This window comes from Pseudoalteromonas prydzensis (genome assembly GCF_001661495.1).
Classification (GTDB): domain Bacteria; phylum Pseudomonadota; class Gammaproteobacteria; order Enterobacterales; family Alteromonadaceae; genus Pseudoalteromonas; species Pseudoalteromonas prydzensis.
This window is the reverse complement of the sequence record NZ_BDDT01000001.1, coordinates 1,002,387-1,019,337: the sequence shown is the minus strand read 5'-3', so window position 1 is coordinate 1,019,337 and position 16,951 is coordinate 1,002,387. Positions and strand designations below refer to the sequence as shown.

At 41.8% G+C, this 16,951-nt stretch carries 12 protein-coding genes; 2 read left to right on the top strand and 10 right to left on the bottom strand.

Annotation, left to right across the window (positions count from 1 at the left end; genetic code table 11):
- Window positions 1–7: 7 nt before the first annotated feature.
- From A7968_RS04055 to A7968_RS04015, 9 genes are all read right to left on the bottom strand, one after another.
- Window positions 8–2,671: a glycoside hydrolase family 16 protein gene (locus tag A7968_RS04055; protein WP_064665273.1), complete on the bottom strand. Its 2,664-nt coding sequence runs from the start codon at window positions 2,669–2,671 to the stop codon at window positions 8–10.
- Window positions 2,672–3,079: 408 nt separating this feature from the next.
- On the bottom strand, window positions 3,080–4,210 hold the full coding sequence (locus tag A7968_RS04050; RefSeq protein WP_227008971.1) for a BamA/TamA family outer membrane protein: 1,131 nt from the start codon (window positions 4,208–4,210) through the stop codon (window positions 3,080–3,082).
- 107 nt (window positions 4,211–4,317) lie between these two features.
- Window positions 4,318–5,511, bottom strand: coding sequence for a BatD family protein (locus tag A7968_RS04045; protein WP_064665271.1), 1,194 nt, complete (start codon window positions 5,509–5,511; stop codon window positions 4,318–4,320).
- Entirely contained in the window at window positions 5,511–7,127 is a 1,617-nt protein-coding gene (locus A7968_RS04040; protein WP_167542952.1) for a vWA domain-containing protein, read from the bottom strand. Before A7968_RS04040 ends, A7968_RS04045 begins: the two co-directional genes overlap by 1 nt.
- Window positions 7,117–8,124, bottom strand: coding sequence for a VWA domain-containing protein (locus tag A7968_RS04035; protein ID WP_064665269.1), 1,008 nt, complete (start codon window positions 8,122–8,124; stop codon window positions 7,117–7,119). The genes A7968_RS04040 and A7968_RS04035 overlap by 11 nt, the downstream gene beginning before the upstream one ends.
- Window positions 8,121–8,579 carry a DUF4381 domain-containing protein gene (locus A7968_RS04030; protein ID WP_064665268.1) on the bottom strand — a complete coding sequence of 153 codons (459 nt, stop codon included), beginning with the start codon at window positions 8,577–8,579 and terminating at the stop codon, window positions 8,121–8,123. The genes A7968_RS04035 and A7968_RS04030 overlap by 4 nt, the downstream gene beginning before the upstream one ends.
- A gap of 2 nt (window positions 8,580–8,581) precedes the next feature.
- Entirely contained in the window at window positions 8,582–9,517 is a 936-nt protein-coding gene (locus A7968_RS04025; protein ID WP_064665267.1) for a DUF58 domain-containing protein, read from the bottom strand.
- 10 nt (window positions 9,518–9,527) lie between these two features.
- Window positions 9,528–10,520: an AAA family ATPase gene (locus A7968_RS04020; RefSeq protein WP_064665266.1), complete on the bottom strand. Its 993-nt coding sequence runs from the start codon at window positions 10,518–10,520 to the stop codon at window positions 9,528–9,530.
- 10 nt (window positions 10,521–10,530) lie between these two features.
- The gene (locus tag A7968_RS04015) at window positions 10,531–12,786 is read right to left on the bottom strand and encodes a tetratricopeptide repeat protein (protein ID WP_064665265.1); all 2,256 of its coding nucleotides are present in this window, start codon (window positions 12,784–12,786) and stop codon (window positions 10,531–10,533) included.
- 341 nt (window positions 12,787–13,127) lie between these two features.
- Here A7968_RS04015 and A7968_RS04010 point away from each other — a divergent pair, with 341 nt between their 5' ends.
- Window positions 13,128–14,648, top strand: a complete 1,521-nt coding sequence (locus tag A7968_RS04010; RefSeq protein WP_157586647.1) for an arylsulfatase — start codon at window positions 13,128–13,130, stop codon at window positions 14,646–14,648.
- A gap of 78 nt (window positions 14,649–14,726) precedes the next feature.
- On the top strand, window positions 14,727–15,695 hold the full coding sequence (locus tag A7968_RS04005; RefSeq protein WP_064665263.1) for an HAD family hydrolase: 969 nt from the start codon (window positions 14,727–14,729) through the stop codon (window positions 15,693–15,695).
- 65 nt (window positions 15,696–15,760) lie between these two features.
- Here the strand turns inward: A7968_RS04005 and A7968_RS04000 are convergent, their stop codons facing one another.
- Window positions 15,761–16,945 (bottom strand): BamA/TamA family outer membrane protein, encoded by a 1,185-nt coding sequence (locus A7968_RS04000; protein WP_064665262.1) that lies wholly within the window; start codon window positions 16,943–16,945, stop codon window positions 15,761–15,763.
- Window positions 16,946–16,951 lie beyond the last annotated feature (6 nt).

Below are 16,951 nucleotides of genomic sequence, written 5' to 3'. Positions count from 1 at the left end.
GACGCTATTAGTTTTGCGTGATCATCGCGTTATCAATACGATACACCGCACCGTTACCTGTGCCCCATGCAGGGAATATCATCACAACGTTAATGGCACTAATATCAAGGCCTGTGTCATACAAGTCTTGTACATTAAAGGTAAAGGTTTGCCATTGGCCAACAAGTACGTCTTGTCCTTCATTACTGGCTGTTAAAGGAAATTCGGCAAAGTTATCATCAAGTGTTGATTCTATTTTAAATAGCCATTGCGAGTCAGGGTTTGAAGGCGCTGAGACTACCTTCATATCAAATTTCACAACACCATCGGCTAATAAATGTGAGGCATCAAACGATACCTCGTCATCGGCTAAAAAGCCCATAACAGTTGGCTCGCTACCAATCATAAATTGGGCAACTGTACCGTGATCCGCGTCATCAGCTTCTTCAGTCGGTTTAGAGCCACCACAGCAGTCCCAAATACTCCACTGCTCAGGCGTGCTGTCTTTAAATAACACTAAGTCACTACCGGTTGGCATGGCTTCTGGGTCGTATATTTTTGCGTTATCAACACGATAAACAGCCCCTTCGCCGCTGCCCCAAGCAGGGAAAATCATCACTACATCAATGGCGCTAATATCAAGGCCGGCAGCTGCTAAATCGACTAATTTGAAGGTATAAGTTTGCCATTCGCCTGCGCTTGGAACTGCGCCCTCAACACTGTCTGACAAGTTTACTTCAGCAAAGCTTTCTGTACCTGGTGATTCAAGTTTTAGTAACCATGGAGCATCCGCTGTATTTGGCATTGATGTTACTTTCATGTCAAATTGCACAACGCCTTTTTCTAAAATTGCGCTGGCATCAAATGGGGTTGCACTGCCACCAAATTCACTGCGATTAGTAAAGCCCATCACCGTGGGTTCTGCACCGATGCTAAATTCAGCTGTTAAACCGTGCTCAGCGTCATCCATTACTTCAACTGGTGTTGAACCACCACAACAGTCCCACATTGGCCAATCTAGGTTTTGTCCGTCAGTGAAAAGGTCGACTTCTGGCGATGCGCCTACATCGCCTTCAATCGCGACATTAGTGATTAAATATTCTGCACCTTCACCTGCGCCCCATGCTGGGAACATCATAAGTACATCGATAGCACTTAAATCTAAGCCTCTTTCTTGCAGTGAAGCAAGTGTAAAGGTATACGTTTGCCATTGACCAGTAACAGGCTCCACACCTTCTACACTTTCACTAAGGGGTACATCACCGGTGCTAGGGCCGCCATCACCTGCTTCGGCTTTGAATAGCCAAGGTGTACCTGCTGCAGGAGGAGTCACTACTTTCATGTCAAATGTTAAGCGACCATTTAATTCAAGTAATGGTGACGCATCAAATGGCGCCGATGTTCCTGCAAAGTCATCAGGGAAATGACCGCCACGCGTTGAAAAGCCCAAAACAGTGCCATTGTTGTCATTAATATTAAACTTAACAACCTCGCCTTTATCTGGATCAGCAATGATCTCTGGTGTTGTACCGCCACAACAATCCCAAGCAAGCCAATTAGCATTTAGGCTGCCATCAAATATATCAAGGTTTTTTGCCACGCCATCGCTCGGTGGTGTAGGAACGGGTGCTGCACCTTCAACTAACGCATCATCTAAGCTATCGTAGCCCGGGCGCACTGTTTCACAGCCTTTACCGGTTTCTGGGTCTGATGCACATTCGTAAACACGAACGTAATCAATAGAGTAAGTTTGACCGTCGGCAAAGGCACCAGCATCGACGCCTAAGTTATTAACATTTTCTGGCCAATCACCACCTACGGCTAAGTTTAGGATCATAAAGAATTCTTGATCGAATGGCGCACTGTCCCAATGAGTAACGAGCTCTCCAGAGCCTTGCTCATAGTATTCAGCAAACCAACCACGGTGTTTTAAGCCAACTGCTTCGTCTTTTGAATTATAACGAACTTCAGATTGACGTTGTGTTGCAAATAAATAGTCGTCTATATACCAACGAATTTCACCTTCTTGCCATTCAATTGCATAGGTGTGGTAATCATCGGCAGGATTCATGTCTTGTGGAAATTCATAAGCTTTACCAGAGCTGGCATTATTAGGCCATTCGCGACCATAATGTAAGGTGCCGTGGACATGTGATTCAAGGCTGCCGTCTTCGTTTGCTACCTTAAGGTTCACCGCCTCAAGAATATCAATTTCCCCAGAGCGCGGCCAACCACCATAAACAGAATCTGTTGGCATCATCCAAAATGCAGGCCAGCTACCTTGGCCTGATGGTAATTTGGCACGCATTTCAAAGCGACCATATTTAAAATCAGCTTTGTACTGGGTTGTGAGTCTTGCTGAGGTGAAGGGTTTTTCTGCACCTTCAGCCGCTGGCAGGGCAACAATGTTGAGCATGCCATCGTTGATGAAGGCATTGTCTGGGCTGTTGGTATAACATTGTTTTTCGTTATTGCCGCCGCCATCGCAGTTGATTTCGTAGTTCCATTTAGCTGCGTCAATTTCGCCACTGTCGAATTCATCGCTCCATACCATTTGCCAATCAGAAACAGGTTCTGCTGGATCAACCTTGGTAAAGTTTGATTCGGTTTCGGCGCCACCGCCACATCCCGCAAGCGTTGCTATCGAAATAGCAGCAACAAGTCGGCTTAATTTGATTGTTGTCATGTTCATCAGTTGAACCCCAGTTCGACAAAAAATTGTAAGAACATCGTTGATAATTATAATTGTGTATTCCAACGAATTTGTAAGCGCTTACATTGCGAGATAAAAAACACACCTCAAGATGTAAGCGCTTACAAAAGCGTATGCGAATGTTGATATTTGGTCAACAAAATTAAGTTGTTTTTTTAACTTATATTTAACTCTTACTGTATTTTTGGTTCTTTAGTGTTGGCTTTGTTTTATATTGTCATTATTTGTTATTGTATTTATGGCTGAGTTTGCTTTGTTATCCTGTGCATAAATGTAGGTGGCCCTATGGGGGGGACGGTGATTTATTGAAAGCAAGTGAATAGGTATATATTTTATGATCTTCTATTAGCAGCAAACAGCGTAAGTTTCACCAATTACAAATGCTAGTTACCACGTGGAGCCTGCTTGAATATACACAACATCTTGCTCAGGGCCATGGGCGATGTCTAAACCAATATTTATTCCATAATGCTCATCGATTAAATATCTAAAGCCCATACCCACAGTGTTTATTGTTTTTGCGTCGGTCAGTGTTGAAAAATGCTCCGCTGCCCAACCCATGCCTGTAAAGGCACTGAGTTTAATTTTTTCGGTGATCTTATAACTGCCTTCAAGTTCTGTGACTAGTACATTGAGCCCTTGATAGCGAGAGGCCGATACTCCGCGTAAACTTATGCTTGGCGGGATGTAGACAGGCAGCTTCCTATCACCTTTATTATTTACAGTATCAAATTCGATACGCAGAGCTAAGTTAGTTTGTGCGCTCAGTGCCCAGTAATTTAGAGCTGAAAGCTTAAAGCTGGTGTAGTCTATATCACTGCCAATTGCTTGATCATACACCATGTATTCGGCTTTATAGTTTAAACCTTGCTCAGGATTAAGGGGGTTATCACGGCTGTCATACTCCATAAGCGCTCCTAATCCTGAGGTGTTGATATCAGTTATTAGTTGCTCATTTAATAGTTCATCAGGGATGGTTAAATTTTCAAAGATAGGTTCAGCTAAACTAAGATCAACGTGACGGTACAGTTGTTTAGCGCCAAAAAAGAAATTGCTGTCTTTATAACGTACTTTCACATTTTGCAATAACGCAGGACCCTCAATATTGAGTGACAGCGGGGTGAGTAAATCAATGCCTGAAAAAGTGTAAAAATCAAGATTGATACTGGCATAGCCAATAATACCCTGATAGCGAACGCGGTCTTCATCCCAAAACGTGACATGTCCAAGGGCACCGCCTTTGGTACCATTTTTTGTTGCCAGCGCGCCAACAATACTAATACTTTGCGGTAACGTTGCACCTGTTTTTTTAGGTTTTTTATTTTTATTATCATGAAAGAAGAGCCCGACGACACCGAGTCCTGGTCCAACGGCAGGTTCAGTTATAAAAGTCGGGATAGGTAAAAATGAAATCGGTTTATCTGCTTTAGATGTTTGCTTATCCAATTGTTTCTGTGTGGGTGTTAGCACATGATCTTCATAGGCATTGTTGGCAGAGCTGTGAAAAGAAATACACATAAAGCTAATACAACAAAGTGTAAACATTCTGACCAATGTGATTGTCCCTAATTGAATATGCGTTTAATTGGCTCTAGTGTAAGCATTAAAAAATCCAGCTACTGCATTTAAGGATTAAGTGGGCTTAACACATCTTTTTGTTGGTTATTTTCTTTTTTAAGTGCTGCTCTGAATTGTTTTAGCTGTTCGGCAAAGTCATCTGGTAAGCCTTTATTACCATACAATGCTTGCTCATAATCAAGAGTTATTGATTGGTTTTGTTGTTGTAAGGCTGTACTCTTCTCTATCGCCATTTGCCAGCTGTCTCGCCAAGCAATAAAAGCGCTATAGTGTACTTTATTCACCTCAATGTGCTGAATGACGTGTTTGAAATGAGCATATTCACTGTGTTGGTAACGTAGCCAGTAGAATTGACTGATTCGGTAACCTCCCCACACAATGATTAAGCAAATCACAACGAATAAAAGCCGCCATAACCATGTTTTTAAACTTGCGGGCGGAGCAGCAACAATTACTTCGCTGCCTTTGACCTCTGCGGTTTGAATACTGTTGGTGCTTGGCTGGTAATAACTTATGGTAATGCTAGGTAAACTCAGGTTGCCTGCTTGCTTGACGACAATATCTTGTTGTTCGGTGCGTAGCCCTGTGAGTGTGGCGGTTCTATCATTTAGAGTGTCATTACTAGTCGCAGTGATAGGGTAACTTTGTTGTTGTTCGGTGTTAGTTGTATTCATCATTTGCGGAATGAACAATGCTGAGCTGGCGGTGATTGTAGCGCTAATTTTTCTTTGTATGCTTTGCCCCGCAGTCAATTTATCAGGTATATTAACATCTTCTTGCAAGGCAATATTTTCAGCAATAATAATGGGTTTAAGCGTTTTCGCCAGCTCAGGTAAGGTTGCGTTAAAGGTGATCGGCGGGGGAGTTACTTCACGGTTGATAGCTTGGCTGTTTTCATCCATAAAATGAATTTTTAAGGTCGGTAATTTTAACTCAAAACGGCCTTGCGCCATGGCAATGACAGGGTATTCTTTGATCACACCGGTCCAAGTTGTGCTACCAAAACGCTCAGAGGTTGGATAAGTACTTTTATTGCCTTTTACATTAATTACATTAACAGTATCGATTTCATCAAAATATAATGGCTTTGCAAACCAAGTTGGCACTAATACTTTTACTTTGACGGTGGTAACTTGGCCTACTAGTGGGTTTTCATCACTAAGGCTGACAGTTACTTTTGGCTCAGCGGCTAAACTGGGTAATGTACACATGGCCAGTAAAAAAATTAATAGGAATCGCATTATTGGCCCCTTTGATTATTTGCTTCAGTGGCAAACTTATTCTTTAAAAAGTCACCCATTTCGGAATCAACACTACGCATCCATTGCTCTTTTGCGTCAGGGGATAGGGTATCAGCGACTTGGTAATCTTGAGAGTTACCATCTTGTTTTTCGCTTACTTCATTGCCATCGACCTCAGTGGTGATGCTTTGTTCCGCATCCACACCACCGGCTTGTGCTATAACCGCGGCATAAGCATGTTCCGCAATGGCAAGATTCCGCTGCGCCTGAGGGTGATCTGGCTGCTGCTTTAACACTTGTTTAAAGCCTGCTATTGCCGCTTCGAATTCTTGTGTTTTTAACAGTGCTGTCGCACGGTTATAAAACCCATCTACAGTTCCTAAAGAACCATAAATTTGTGCAGCTTGTGTATATTTGCCAAGTTCGAATAACGCTTTTGCTTGCCAGTTGGGATCAGAAAATAGTGCTGCAGCACGGGAAAAATCTTGGTTGTTATAAGCCATCATCGCTTGTTGATCGCGGCTGAAGAACCAATCAGCTGTACTGGCATAGGTTGTTTTAGGAAAGCTAAATAAGCAAGCTGCTAAAAATAACACGGCAATATGGCTGGTGGTTTTTACTGAATTACTTGGTTTGTTATTTGTACTGATTGATGTCCAGCCTTTACGAAACCACAAGGCACTTAATAACAATACTGGCCAAGTGAAATACCAAGCCATATCTTGATAGGGGCTGGTGTTATTGTCATCACGCTGGCGTTGATAGTTTTGTTCCACTTGTTCATCTATAGCAATAATATCTTGCATATCTAGTGTGAGTGCTTGATGCGTTGCAGCCTGTAACGATGATAGGGTATTAGAGTTGGGCTTAATGATTAAAGCTTGGCCTTCATCGTTGGAGCGAAGTTGACCATCATCAGCATTGATCACGCCGCCATTGTCTGTGGCAATTTGCCACCAAATAAATGGCTGTTTAAGTTTATTAAGCGCAGCAACCTGAGCTTGACTAATATCGTCTGCGATTATAACAATACTGGCATAAGGTTGCTTTTCCAGCAATGCGACTGCTTGTTGCATGGCTGTTGAGGCGTTATCGGCATTAACACTATGATTGCCTGGCATAACATCGGGCGCTAATGCCACTAAAAATGGTTGAAAAACGCTACTGTCTTCGGTGAACGGTAAGACATTATGGCTGGAGCTGGCATAAGCAAACAGCGCCGTTTTAGCACCACTGCGATAACTAAGTAAATCAGCCACTTTTTGCTTAGCACGGGTTAAGCGGGTCGGTGATACATCGTTTACCTGCATGGCTTCGGTTACTTTTAATAAAATAATCAGCGGTGCTTTATCACTATTATCATCGGTTTGTTTGAACCAGGCAGGTCCTGCACAAGCAATCACTAACAACACCGCACAGGCTAAGGTAAAGTCGATGGGTTTTAATTTATCAAATAAGCGCTGTTTAGGGGTTAGCGCTAATGCCAAATGTGCTGCTATCGCATTGGTATGATGTTTACTACTTTGCTGGTTTTTTCGAATGCTGTAGCAAAGTACAATAACAACGGGCAGCAGCAGTAAAAACAAGGGTCGCAAAAAATGAAACTCAAACATCATTAACATCCTCTGTTTGTTGTTTTTGCTTAAAAAGCTCAATAATAACTTGGGCGAATAGCGCTAATACAAAGATCAATAAAGCAAAATACAGTGGTATATGTACTAAACTGGTTTCTTTGCGGGTTGATATTTCAGGAGTTACTACCGCGGCTATTTCATCAATTTGTTGATAAATTTTCTCTAAAGATTGACTGTCTTGGGCGGTATAAAACTGCCCATCTGCAGTGCTGGCTATTTTTCTTAACGTTTCAAAATCTACTCGGTACTGGCCATCAGCATCTTCATCACCAATCCCAATTGTAAAAATTTTTAATTGCGATTGCTTAGCAATTTGTGCAGCGTTTAAAGGTGACATTCTTGAGCCGGTATCTGCGCCATCGGTTAATAAAATAAGCACTTTATTATCGACCTTAGATGACTCAAAGGTTTTCAAAGCGAGCCCGATTGCATCACCAATTGCAGTATGCGGCCCTGCCATAGCAACTTGGGTATTGTCGAGTAATTGCTCGGCACTTTGTAAATCTTGAGTAAAGGGTACTTGTAAGTAAGCTTGGGTGCCAAATACGATAAGTCCGATACGATCATGTTTTCGATCTTCGATATACTGACTGACTACATTTTTTACAGCCTGTAAGCGTTGAATTCTTTCGCCGTTAGTCGTTGGGAAGTCTTGCTCGTCCATGGAACCGGATAAATCGATTGCCAGCATAATATCACGGCTGGTGGTTTCGGTTTTAACGGGTGCTCCCAGTTGAGTGGGCTCTGCCAGTGCAACAACCAATGACAGCCATATTAGAGCGGCACTTAACCATAAGAAGGCATATTTCTTATTACTGTGTTCGCCCTGTGTGGTAACAGCGCCAGTGGCTTGTTGGGCTAAAGAAAAAAATGGGATCCTAATTGCCAACGTTTTCTGCCTAAATGCAGGTAGTAACCACACTAATAAGATAGGCACTAGCAACAAGCTAAATATCCATAGGTGTTTAAAAATGATCATGACGTCACCTTGTAATTGGTGAGCCAAGTAATGGCTTGTTGTTTTAGTTTGGTGCGATCATAACTCGCATCAAGTGTATAAAAATCAGTAAAGTCAGTATGTTTATCGCAATGCTTATTTAAAAACTCACTCCACTGTGGCCCTGTTAAAGAGGCTATTTCACTGCGTGCAAAGTCATTTAAGGCGCAGCGTTTTAGAATACTGCTGATAGCAAGCGCACTGCTATCATCTGCTAAATTGTTAATTTCATCGATGGCGTAAAAACGATGGCGTTGCTGATAGCGTTTAAAGCGATTCCGTGCAAAAAAAGTAATAGCGATGAGTATAACTGCGACAATTAATACGGTCCAGCCAGGCCCTTGTGGCCACATAGAAATTGCAGTGGGCTCAGTAACAGGCTTAATTTCTGCCATCAACTGGTAAAGTTCGAGATTATCTAAATCTTGATTATCCATATTTAACCTACCGCAAATGCACTGGAAAACTGGCTTAAGGTATCTTCACTGGCGCTGAGTTCGATTACGGTAACGCCAATGGAAAGTTGCCAATCTTTGATTTTTTTAGTGCGTTCTGTGAATGTTGTTTGCATACGTTGATGTACATCTTTTTGGCTAGTATCAAGCATCATTTGCTGCTCACCATCACTAACGCTTAAGATCAGGTCAGTAGGAAGCTGATGATGGATATCATCGCTCACTAAGCATAAAATAACATCATTATGCTCGGCCATTTGCGCCAAGTACTGCTCGGTGGCTAAATCAACATGATCGAAATCACTAATAATAATAATCATTTGATCGTGACTAACCAACTTGGTTGCCGCAGCAAGTGGTTCGTTTAAGGTCATCGCTGTAGTTGGCTTGGGTAAATCGCAATTTAGGGCTAAATTAAACTTACTGACACTATGCATAAACTGTTCAAGCGCTTGTGGTTTTTTACTGGGTTTAAAGGCTTTTATTTCAGTGTCATTGAAAATGACCCCACCAACCCGATCACCTTGCTCAAATATTCTATAGGCGCAAATTGCTGCAGCCTCACTCGCTGTGACAGATTTCATATTTAGCTTTGAGCCAAAAAACATATTCACTCGCTGGTCAACTAAGAGCAACGCACAGCGATCTTTTTCTTCAGCATAAACACGTACATGAGGCTTGCCGGTACGTGCGGTGACACGCCAGTCAATACTGCGAATATCATCGCCAACACGGTAATCTCTAAGTTCCTCAAAGCTTAAACCACGGCCGCGAACCCGGGAACTATGCCTACCCGCTAACACACTATTACTGTGTTGCTTAGGTAAAAAACTGAGTTTACGGGCGCGACTTTGCAAGCTTTTTAATTGTTTAAAGTCACTGTATATACGTTGGTCTAACTCAGACTCTGAAATAGCCATGTCATGCTCCTTATGGCAGGGCAACTAACTCAATAATTTTAGCAATGACATCATGGCTTTGAATTCCTGCGCCTTGTGCTTGATAACTTAAACTTAACCTATGGCGTAATACATCAACGGCAATACTACGAATATCATCAGGGAGTACTTCACTACGCCCTGCAAGCCAAGCATGGGTACGTGCACACTTATCTAAGCTGATAGAAGCACGCGGTGAGGCACCTAAGTCTATCCAACTGGCAAGCTCTTTATCGTATTTTTCTGGTGTGCGTGTGGCATACACTAAATCAGCAATGTAGCGTGCCATTTCAGGGCTTACTGCGATATTGGCAATTTCTTTGCGGGCATCAAAAATGACTTGTTGTGGCAAAAGCTGTTTTTGGGTGTTGTCAGTTTGCTCTTCAGTAGCTGTATTGTATAAGCTTTGCTCTTCTTGACGAACTAATCCAATCACGTCCACTTCGTCTTCAACACTTGGGTAAACAATGTTTACTTGCATTAAAAAACGGTCCATTTGCGCTTCCGGCAGCGGGTAGGTGCCTTCTTGCTCAACAGGGTTTTGCGTGGCTAATACCATAAAAAGCGGTTCCATTTTATGGGTTTTACCAGCAACCGTGATTTGCCTCTCTTCCATTGCTTCTAATAGTGCTGATTGCACTTTAGCTGGCGCACGGTTAATTTCATCGGCGAGTACGATATTGGCAAACAATGGACCTGGGTCAAACTTAAATTCGCCACCATTTTCGGTTTGAAAGTACACTTCAGAGCCGGTGATATCAGATGGCAATAAGTCAGGGGTAAATTGTACCCGACTAAATTGGCTATCGATATTTTTAGCTAAGGCTTTAATGGCACGGGTTTTTGCAAGACCCGGCAAGCCTTCGATCAATAAGTTACCATTGGCTAATAAGCCAATAAGCAAACGCTCAATTACATCTTGTTGGCCTATAATACTGCTGGCCATTTGTGCTTGTAATTGTTTTATTTGTGCAAGTGTCTCCATACTATTTTCCTTATTGATTTAGGCTCTGCATCATTTGTATTTGTTGTATAAACTCTTGTATCTGTTGGTTACCTGGTACTAATTGCGCTAAGTTTCTTGCATATCTTAACGCATCATCATATTGCTTTTTCGCTAAGTATGCTTGGGCTAAACTATAGCTTATATCTGGGTTGTTTGGCGTTATTTGAAATGCCTTTTGCAGCGCTTTTAAGGCATCATTCATCTGACCCATGTCTTGCAGTAGTAAAGCATAAGTGTAGCTGTAATTGGCATTGTTTTCAGCGAAGCTCGCAGCTTGTGCTAAATGCGGTAATGCCGTTTTTTTATCTTTGCTTCGTATATAACTCATTGCAAGTGAATAATGTAAGTCAGCGGCTTCAGGGTTGACCTTTAGCCCTTGCAATAAAATATCTTTTGCCGCTTTTTCATCACCTTGAGTGCGATATAAATCAGCTAAATTAACATAGCTTGGAATAAAGATATTTTCAATCTGGATTGCAGTTAAGTAATGTGCTTTTGCTTGATCAGCTTGGTTTAGCTGCAGCGCTAAGTTACCCAAGTTAGTGTGCGAAAAGCCGCGCTCAGCTTGATAAGATTGAGCAAGCTTATATTCCTTTAATGCTTTATTAAGGCGCTTAGTGTCCACTTCATTTAAGCCACCAGGAAAAGGCTCTACTAACATTGCGGCGAGTGCACGAGCAGTTTCTGTTCTGATCGCTAAACGTTCATCATCAAGTAAGCTATTAATCATGCGCCAACGCTGTGATATTTCATACGGCATAGCAGCAGTAATAGCCGCTTGGCGTTTTAGTGGTTCATTTTCTTTTACTGCTCTGACAATAGCGACAACAGCATTGTTGTCTGGAGTTGCTGCCATACGAGATAAAGCAGATGCGCGAATAATGTCAGGAAAGTCTTTATTCTGAGCAATTTTTGTCAGCATAGCAGAGCTATTTGGTAGGCGGTTATCAGCAGCATGAAATGCTAATGAAAAATGATCACTGCCTATATGCTTTGAATCTGGGTGCCATGTTTTTATGTTTTTTACTGCCCATTGCGGTGTTTTATCTTGATGACAGCTATTGCAAGCATTAGGGGCTTGGGTTTTTAATGTTAGGTCAGGGCGCGGTACTCTAAAGCTGTGGTCGCGTCTGGCATCGACTTGCATATAAGTTGTCGTAGGCATATGACAATCAACACATTGGCTACCTGCGGTGTCAACTTGATGACCGTGATGATCAGGGGTGTCAAATACTTCACGGGTATGACACTGCGTACAGGTTTGATTAGCTGGTAATTTTAACTTTCCTGAATGAGGGTTATGACAGTTACTGCACGTTACCCCTGCATTGAACATCTTGCTCTGCTCGAAGGAACCCCATACATAATCCTCGTCCCATACTTGGCCGTCGACATGATATAGCTCGGGCGTAATCAACGATGGTTGAAATTCTTTTAAAAACTGATGTGGCTCTGTGCGGTCAGCTAACTGACTTCGTCTTGCATGACAAGTTGCACACACTGGTACTTGTTGTGAGCTTTTTAGTGGTTGCGCGCTTTTCATATTGCCATCAGCTTGACGAACAAATAATGGTGTTTTTTTGCTGATATCGATCGCAAAACCTTTATCTTTAATGTTCGTATCGCCATTCGCCCAGCTTACATGTTGCTTTGTATCACCATGGCAGGCGTTACAACTAACATTCATGGCACTATATGTTGAATTAAACTCGTTGGTTTTTAAATCAAATTGTTTTTTAAAATCAGTTGAGTGACAGTCGGCGCACATATGGTTCCAATTTTGCCCCATTTGTGACCAGTGAAATAGATCATGTTTTTTTTGTTCGGGGTGCAGTACAAACCAACGTTGCCCACCTTGCTGTTTGCTTCTTGAATCCCAAGCAAATGGGAATAATTGAATTTTTCCTTTGCCCATGTCAAACATATATTGTTGTAATGGCTGGTAGCCGAATGTATACAACACAGGAAAGTCAGTCATTTTACCAGATAGGTCCGGCATACTTATAAATAGTTTTTGTTTATTAGTATAAAAGCGAACTTGTTGACCGTCATAATCTAACGTCTGGTCGTTAAAATTGCCTAAAACGGTCTCTAAACTTGCGGCTTCCATTGCGTGAAAATGATCTGATTGTTGCCAGTCTTGCACTTGCTCTTTGTGACAAGAACTGCATTCTTGTTCGCTAGCATTAACAGTGAGGGAGAGAGATAGGGCGTACAGCCAAATCAGTAAAAATAGAAATCGCATTTACAATTATCCTTGCGCGAACAGCATCGTTTAGTTTTTCTTGCAATATATACCAGTTCAAAGCTACTAGAGTAAAGCTTACTAAGCAACTCAATTGCAAGAAGTATCTAATTCAAAAGAATAATTACCGTTTGTACCTTCAATATGTATATAATTACATAGAGCATTAAATATGAAGCATAAAAGATGATAATTTTTCGTTGCAATAAAGTTGAAATAGTATAGCTTTAAACTAGTCTATAGTTTAGGCGTATTTATTTAAGTTGGTTATAACAAGGAGTACACAGGTGATTTCTATAAAATCGAACATTAAGCAATTAGTTGCAGTGGCAGCACTTGCAATGGGGGTTGGTTCCGCACACGCTGCAGATAAACCCAATATTTTGGTTATCTGGGGGGATGATATCGGTGTACACAATATCAGTGCATACAACCACGGTATCATGGGTTACAAAACACCGAATATTGATCGTATTGCCAAAGAGGGAGCAATGTTTACCGATTCATATGCGCAGCAATCTTGTACTGCTGGCCGTGCTTCGTTTATTCTCGGTCAACACCCATTTAGAACAGGTTTGTTAACGATTGGCATGCCAGGTTCTGATCATGGTATTCCTGATTGGTCACCAACTATCGGTGATTTACTTAAAGAACAAGGCTATATGACGGGCCATTTTGGTAAAAACCACTTAGGTGACCAAGACAAGCACCTGCCAACTAACCATGGTTTTGATGAGTTTTTTGGTAACCTTTACCACTTAAACGCTGAAGAAGAGCCTGAAGGCTACTATTACCCAAAAGATCCTGAGTTCCGTAAAAAATATGGTCCTCGTGGTGTATTAAAAGCAACCGCTGATGGCAAAATCGAAGATACAGGTCCACTGACTAAAAAACGCATGGAGCATGCGGATGACGAGTTTATGGCTGCGGGTCTAGATTTTATGGAACGCGCTGTTAAACAGAAAAAACCATTCTTTATGTGGATGAACTCTACGCGTATGCACGTTTGGACTCACTTAAAAGAAGAGTCTGTTGGTGTTACGGGTAAAGGTTTATACCCAGACGGTATGGCTGAGCATGACAAGGCCGTAGGTGTGTTACTAGATAAGCTTGATGAGCTGAAAATTGCCGACAACACTATCGTTGTATACTCAACCGATAACGGTGCAGAAACTATTAGTTGGCCTGATGGTGGTACTACTCCGTTCCATGGTGAGAAAGGGACTACGTGGGAAGGTGGCTTCCGTGTTCCTATGATGGTTCGTTGGCCTGGTACTATTAAGCCTGGTACTGTTTCAAACGAAATCATCTCACAAGAAGATTGGATGCCAACCTTCGTGGCTGCAGCCGGTGAGCCTAACGTAGTTGAAAAACTGAAAAAAGGCTACCGCGCCAATGGTAAAAAATGGCGTGTACACCTTGACGGTTATAACATGAAGCCATACTTTGAAGGTAAAGTTGATAAATCACCACGTGATACTATTTACTACTTTGGTGCGACAGGTGAGTTGAATGCGGTTCGCTGGCAGGATTGGAAAATCCACTTTGCAACGCTGTCTGGTGGTATTAATACCGCAACTCGTGAAACGCCAGCATGGCCGTTAATTATTAACCTACGTCAAGACCCGTATCAAAAAGGTGCGCTTGAGTCTGGTATGTACTTAAAATGGTATGCTGAAAACACTATGTGGTTATTTGTACCTGTACAACAGAAAGTAATGGAGTTCTTAAAAACTATTCCAGATTATCCATTCCAAATGGGATCTAGCTTAAACTCAAGCAACATTAGTTATGATACATTTAGACAGCAAGATGCATTGAAAAAATTGGCTGAACTAGATGCGTTAGTTCCGCGTAACTAAGCGCTATTGCAAGTTTGATAACAAAACTTAAAGCCAACTTCATTCGGAGTTGGCTTTTTAACTTTAAAAGGAGTTTGTATGAAATTATTTAAGTATCTACTGGTTATTACAAGTTTCGTTTTTACGGCCTATGTCGCAGCTGAACCCTTAGCGTCATGGCAAGAGGGCACTAGCAAAAATGCAATTATGGAGTTTGTAAAAAACACCACCACAGAAGGCTCTAAAGACTTTGTTGCTGTTGCTGACAGGATTGCTGTATTTGATAATGACGGAACGTTGTGGGCAGAGCAACCAGCTTATTTCCAACTGTTTTTTGCCTTAGCGCAAGTTAAAAAGCTGGCGCCGGCGCACCCAGAGTGGAAAACCACACAGCCTTACGCTGATATTCTTCAAGGAAAAATGCCTGCTCATGTGACTGAAAAAGATTTAGTTGAGTTAGTGATGAATACCCACACCGGAATCACTAGCGATGAATTTACTCAGCAAGTTTCAACATGGATGAGTTCAGCAAAACATCCAGTAACGAAGATGCCTTTTACGGATATGGTTTATCAACCTATGCTTGAACTATTAACTTATTTACGTGAACATGATTATAAAACCTTTATAGTCTCTGGTGGTGGTGTTGAATTTATGCGTGCTTGGGCGCCCGCTGTTTATGGTATTCCAAGTGAGCAAATTATTGGTAGCCGCGTAGCGTCAGAATATAAAGTGGTTGACGGTGTGCCACAAATTGTAAGATTGCCAAAGCTTGATTTTAATGATGATAAAGCGGGTAAGCCTATCGGTATTTATCAAGCAATAGGGAAGCGCCCTGTGATTGCTGTTGGCAATTCTGATGGTGACAGAGAAATGTTGGAGTGGACCAAAGCAGGTAATGGCGCACGTTTCTCTATGCTTATCCATCACACTGACGAAAAACGTGAATGGGCATATGATAAAGGCTCAAAAATCGGTGGTTTAGATAAAGCATTAGTACAAGCAAAAAAAGACGACTGGACCGTTGTTGATATGAAAAGTGATTGGAAAGTTATCTATAAAAAATAGCGAGATTAATTCGCTGAGGCCAAAACTGAGGGAAACGTTATTCCTTCAGTTTTGGACCTGTATCTCTACCACGAACTACCCGCTTGGATATAAATAGTACTTTCTTCGGGGCCTTTTGCTATATCAAGGCCCATTGTAAAACCATAGCGTTTTGCTATTAAATAACGAAACCCAGCACCGAGAGTTGTTTGTGGATCTGCGCTGCCAATATCTGAAAAACTGTAACTTGCTTTTCCAAGCCCTGTAAAACCGTTGATTCGCCAGCGTTGATTTATTTTATAGGTTAATTCAACTTCCGCGACTAATACATCAGTACCTTGATAACGCGATTTAGCTATCCCCCGTAAATCAATAAATGGCAGTACATAGACAGGTAGTCTAGTATCACCATCAGCAAATACACCATCGTATTGATAGCGAAAAGAGAAATTAGTTTTTGGGCTTAGCTGCCAATAGTTTAAGCCTTTAATTTGTGCTGACTGATAATCAACGTCACTGCCAATACTATCGTTAAACACCATGTATTCTGCTCGGTAATTGAAGCCTTTTTCTGGGTTTAAGGGGTTGTTACGATTATCAAATTCTAATACGCCCCCAAGTCCTGAGGTATTGATTTTTTTACTGAGTTGGTCATTAAGTACCGCTAGCTGCTCATCTATGATGTTATTGCCAGTCAATAAAGGCTCGGCAAGGGCAATATCAACACCGCGGTAAAATTGCTTAACGCCTGCGAAAAAATTACTGCCTGGGATCCGCTTAGTGAGTTGCTGTAACACTCCGGGACCATGTAAGTTAAGCGCAATCGGTTTATTGAGCTCGCGACCCGCTAATGAGTAAAAGTCTAAATTAATGTCGGCGTAGCCAGCAAAGCCTCGGTATCTGAGTGTATCTTCTTGCCAGAATGCAATATGGCCAACGCCTGCACCCCAAGTACCGTTTTCTGTTTTCATCGCCCCAACAATACTAATACTTTTTGGTAGCAAAGGCTTTTCTGTGTGTTCAGTATGTTTGTTTTTATCGGTATCATGAAAAAATAATCCCATCAACGCTAAACCAGTCCCTACAGCGGGCTCAGTGATAATGGACGGAACGGGTAAAAAGCCCAGTGGTGTTTGTGAAATATAGCGGCTGGCATCGAGTTGACCATCTTCAGGGTCAATCATATACTCATTAAAAAAATCAGCATTAGCAGCGGGGCTGAATAGCAAGCATGCAAAAACGCTGGATAATGATGTTGAATATTTACGCATAACAAT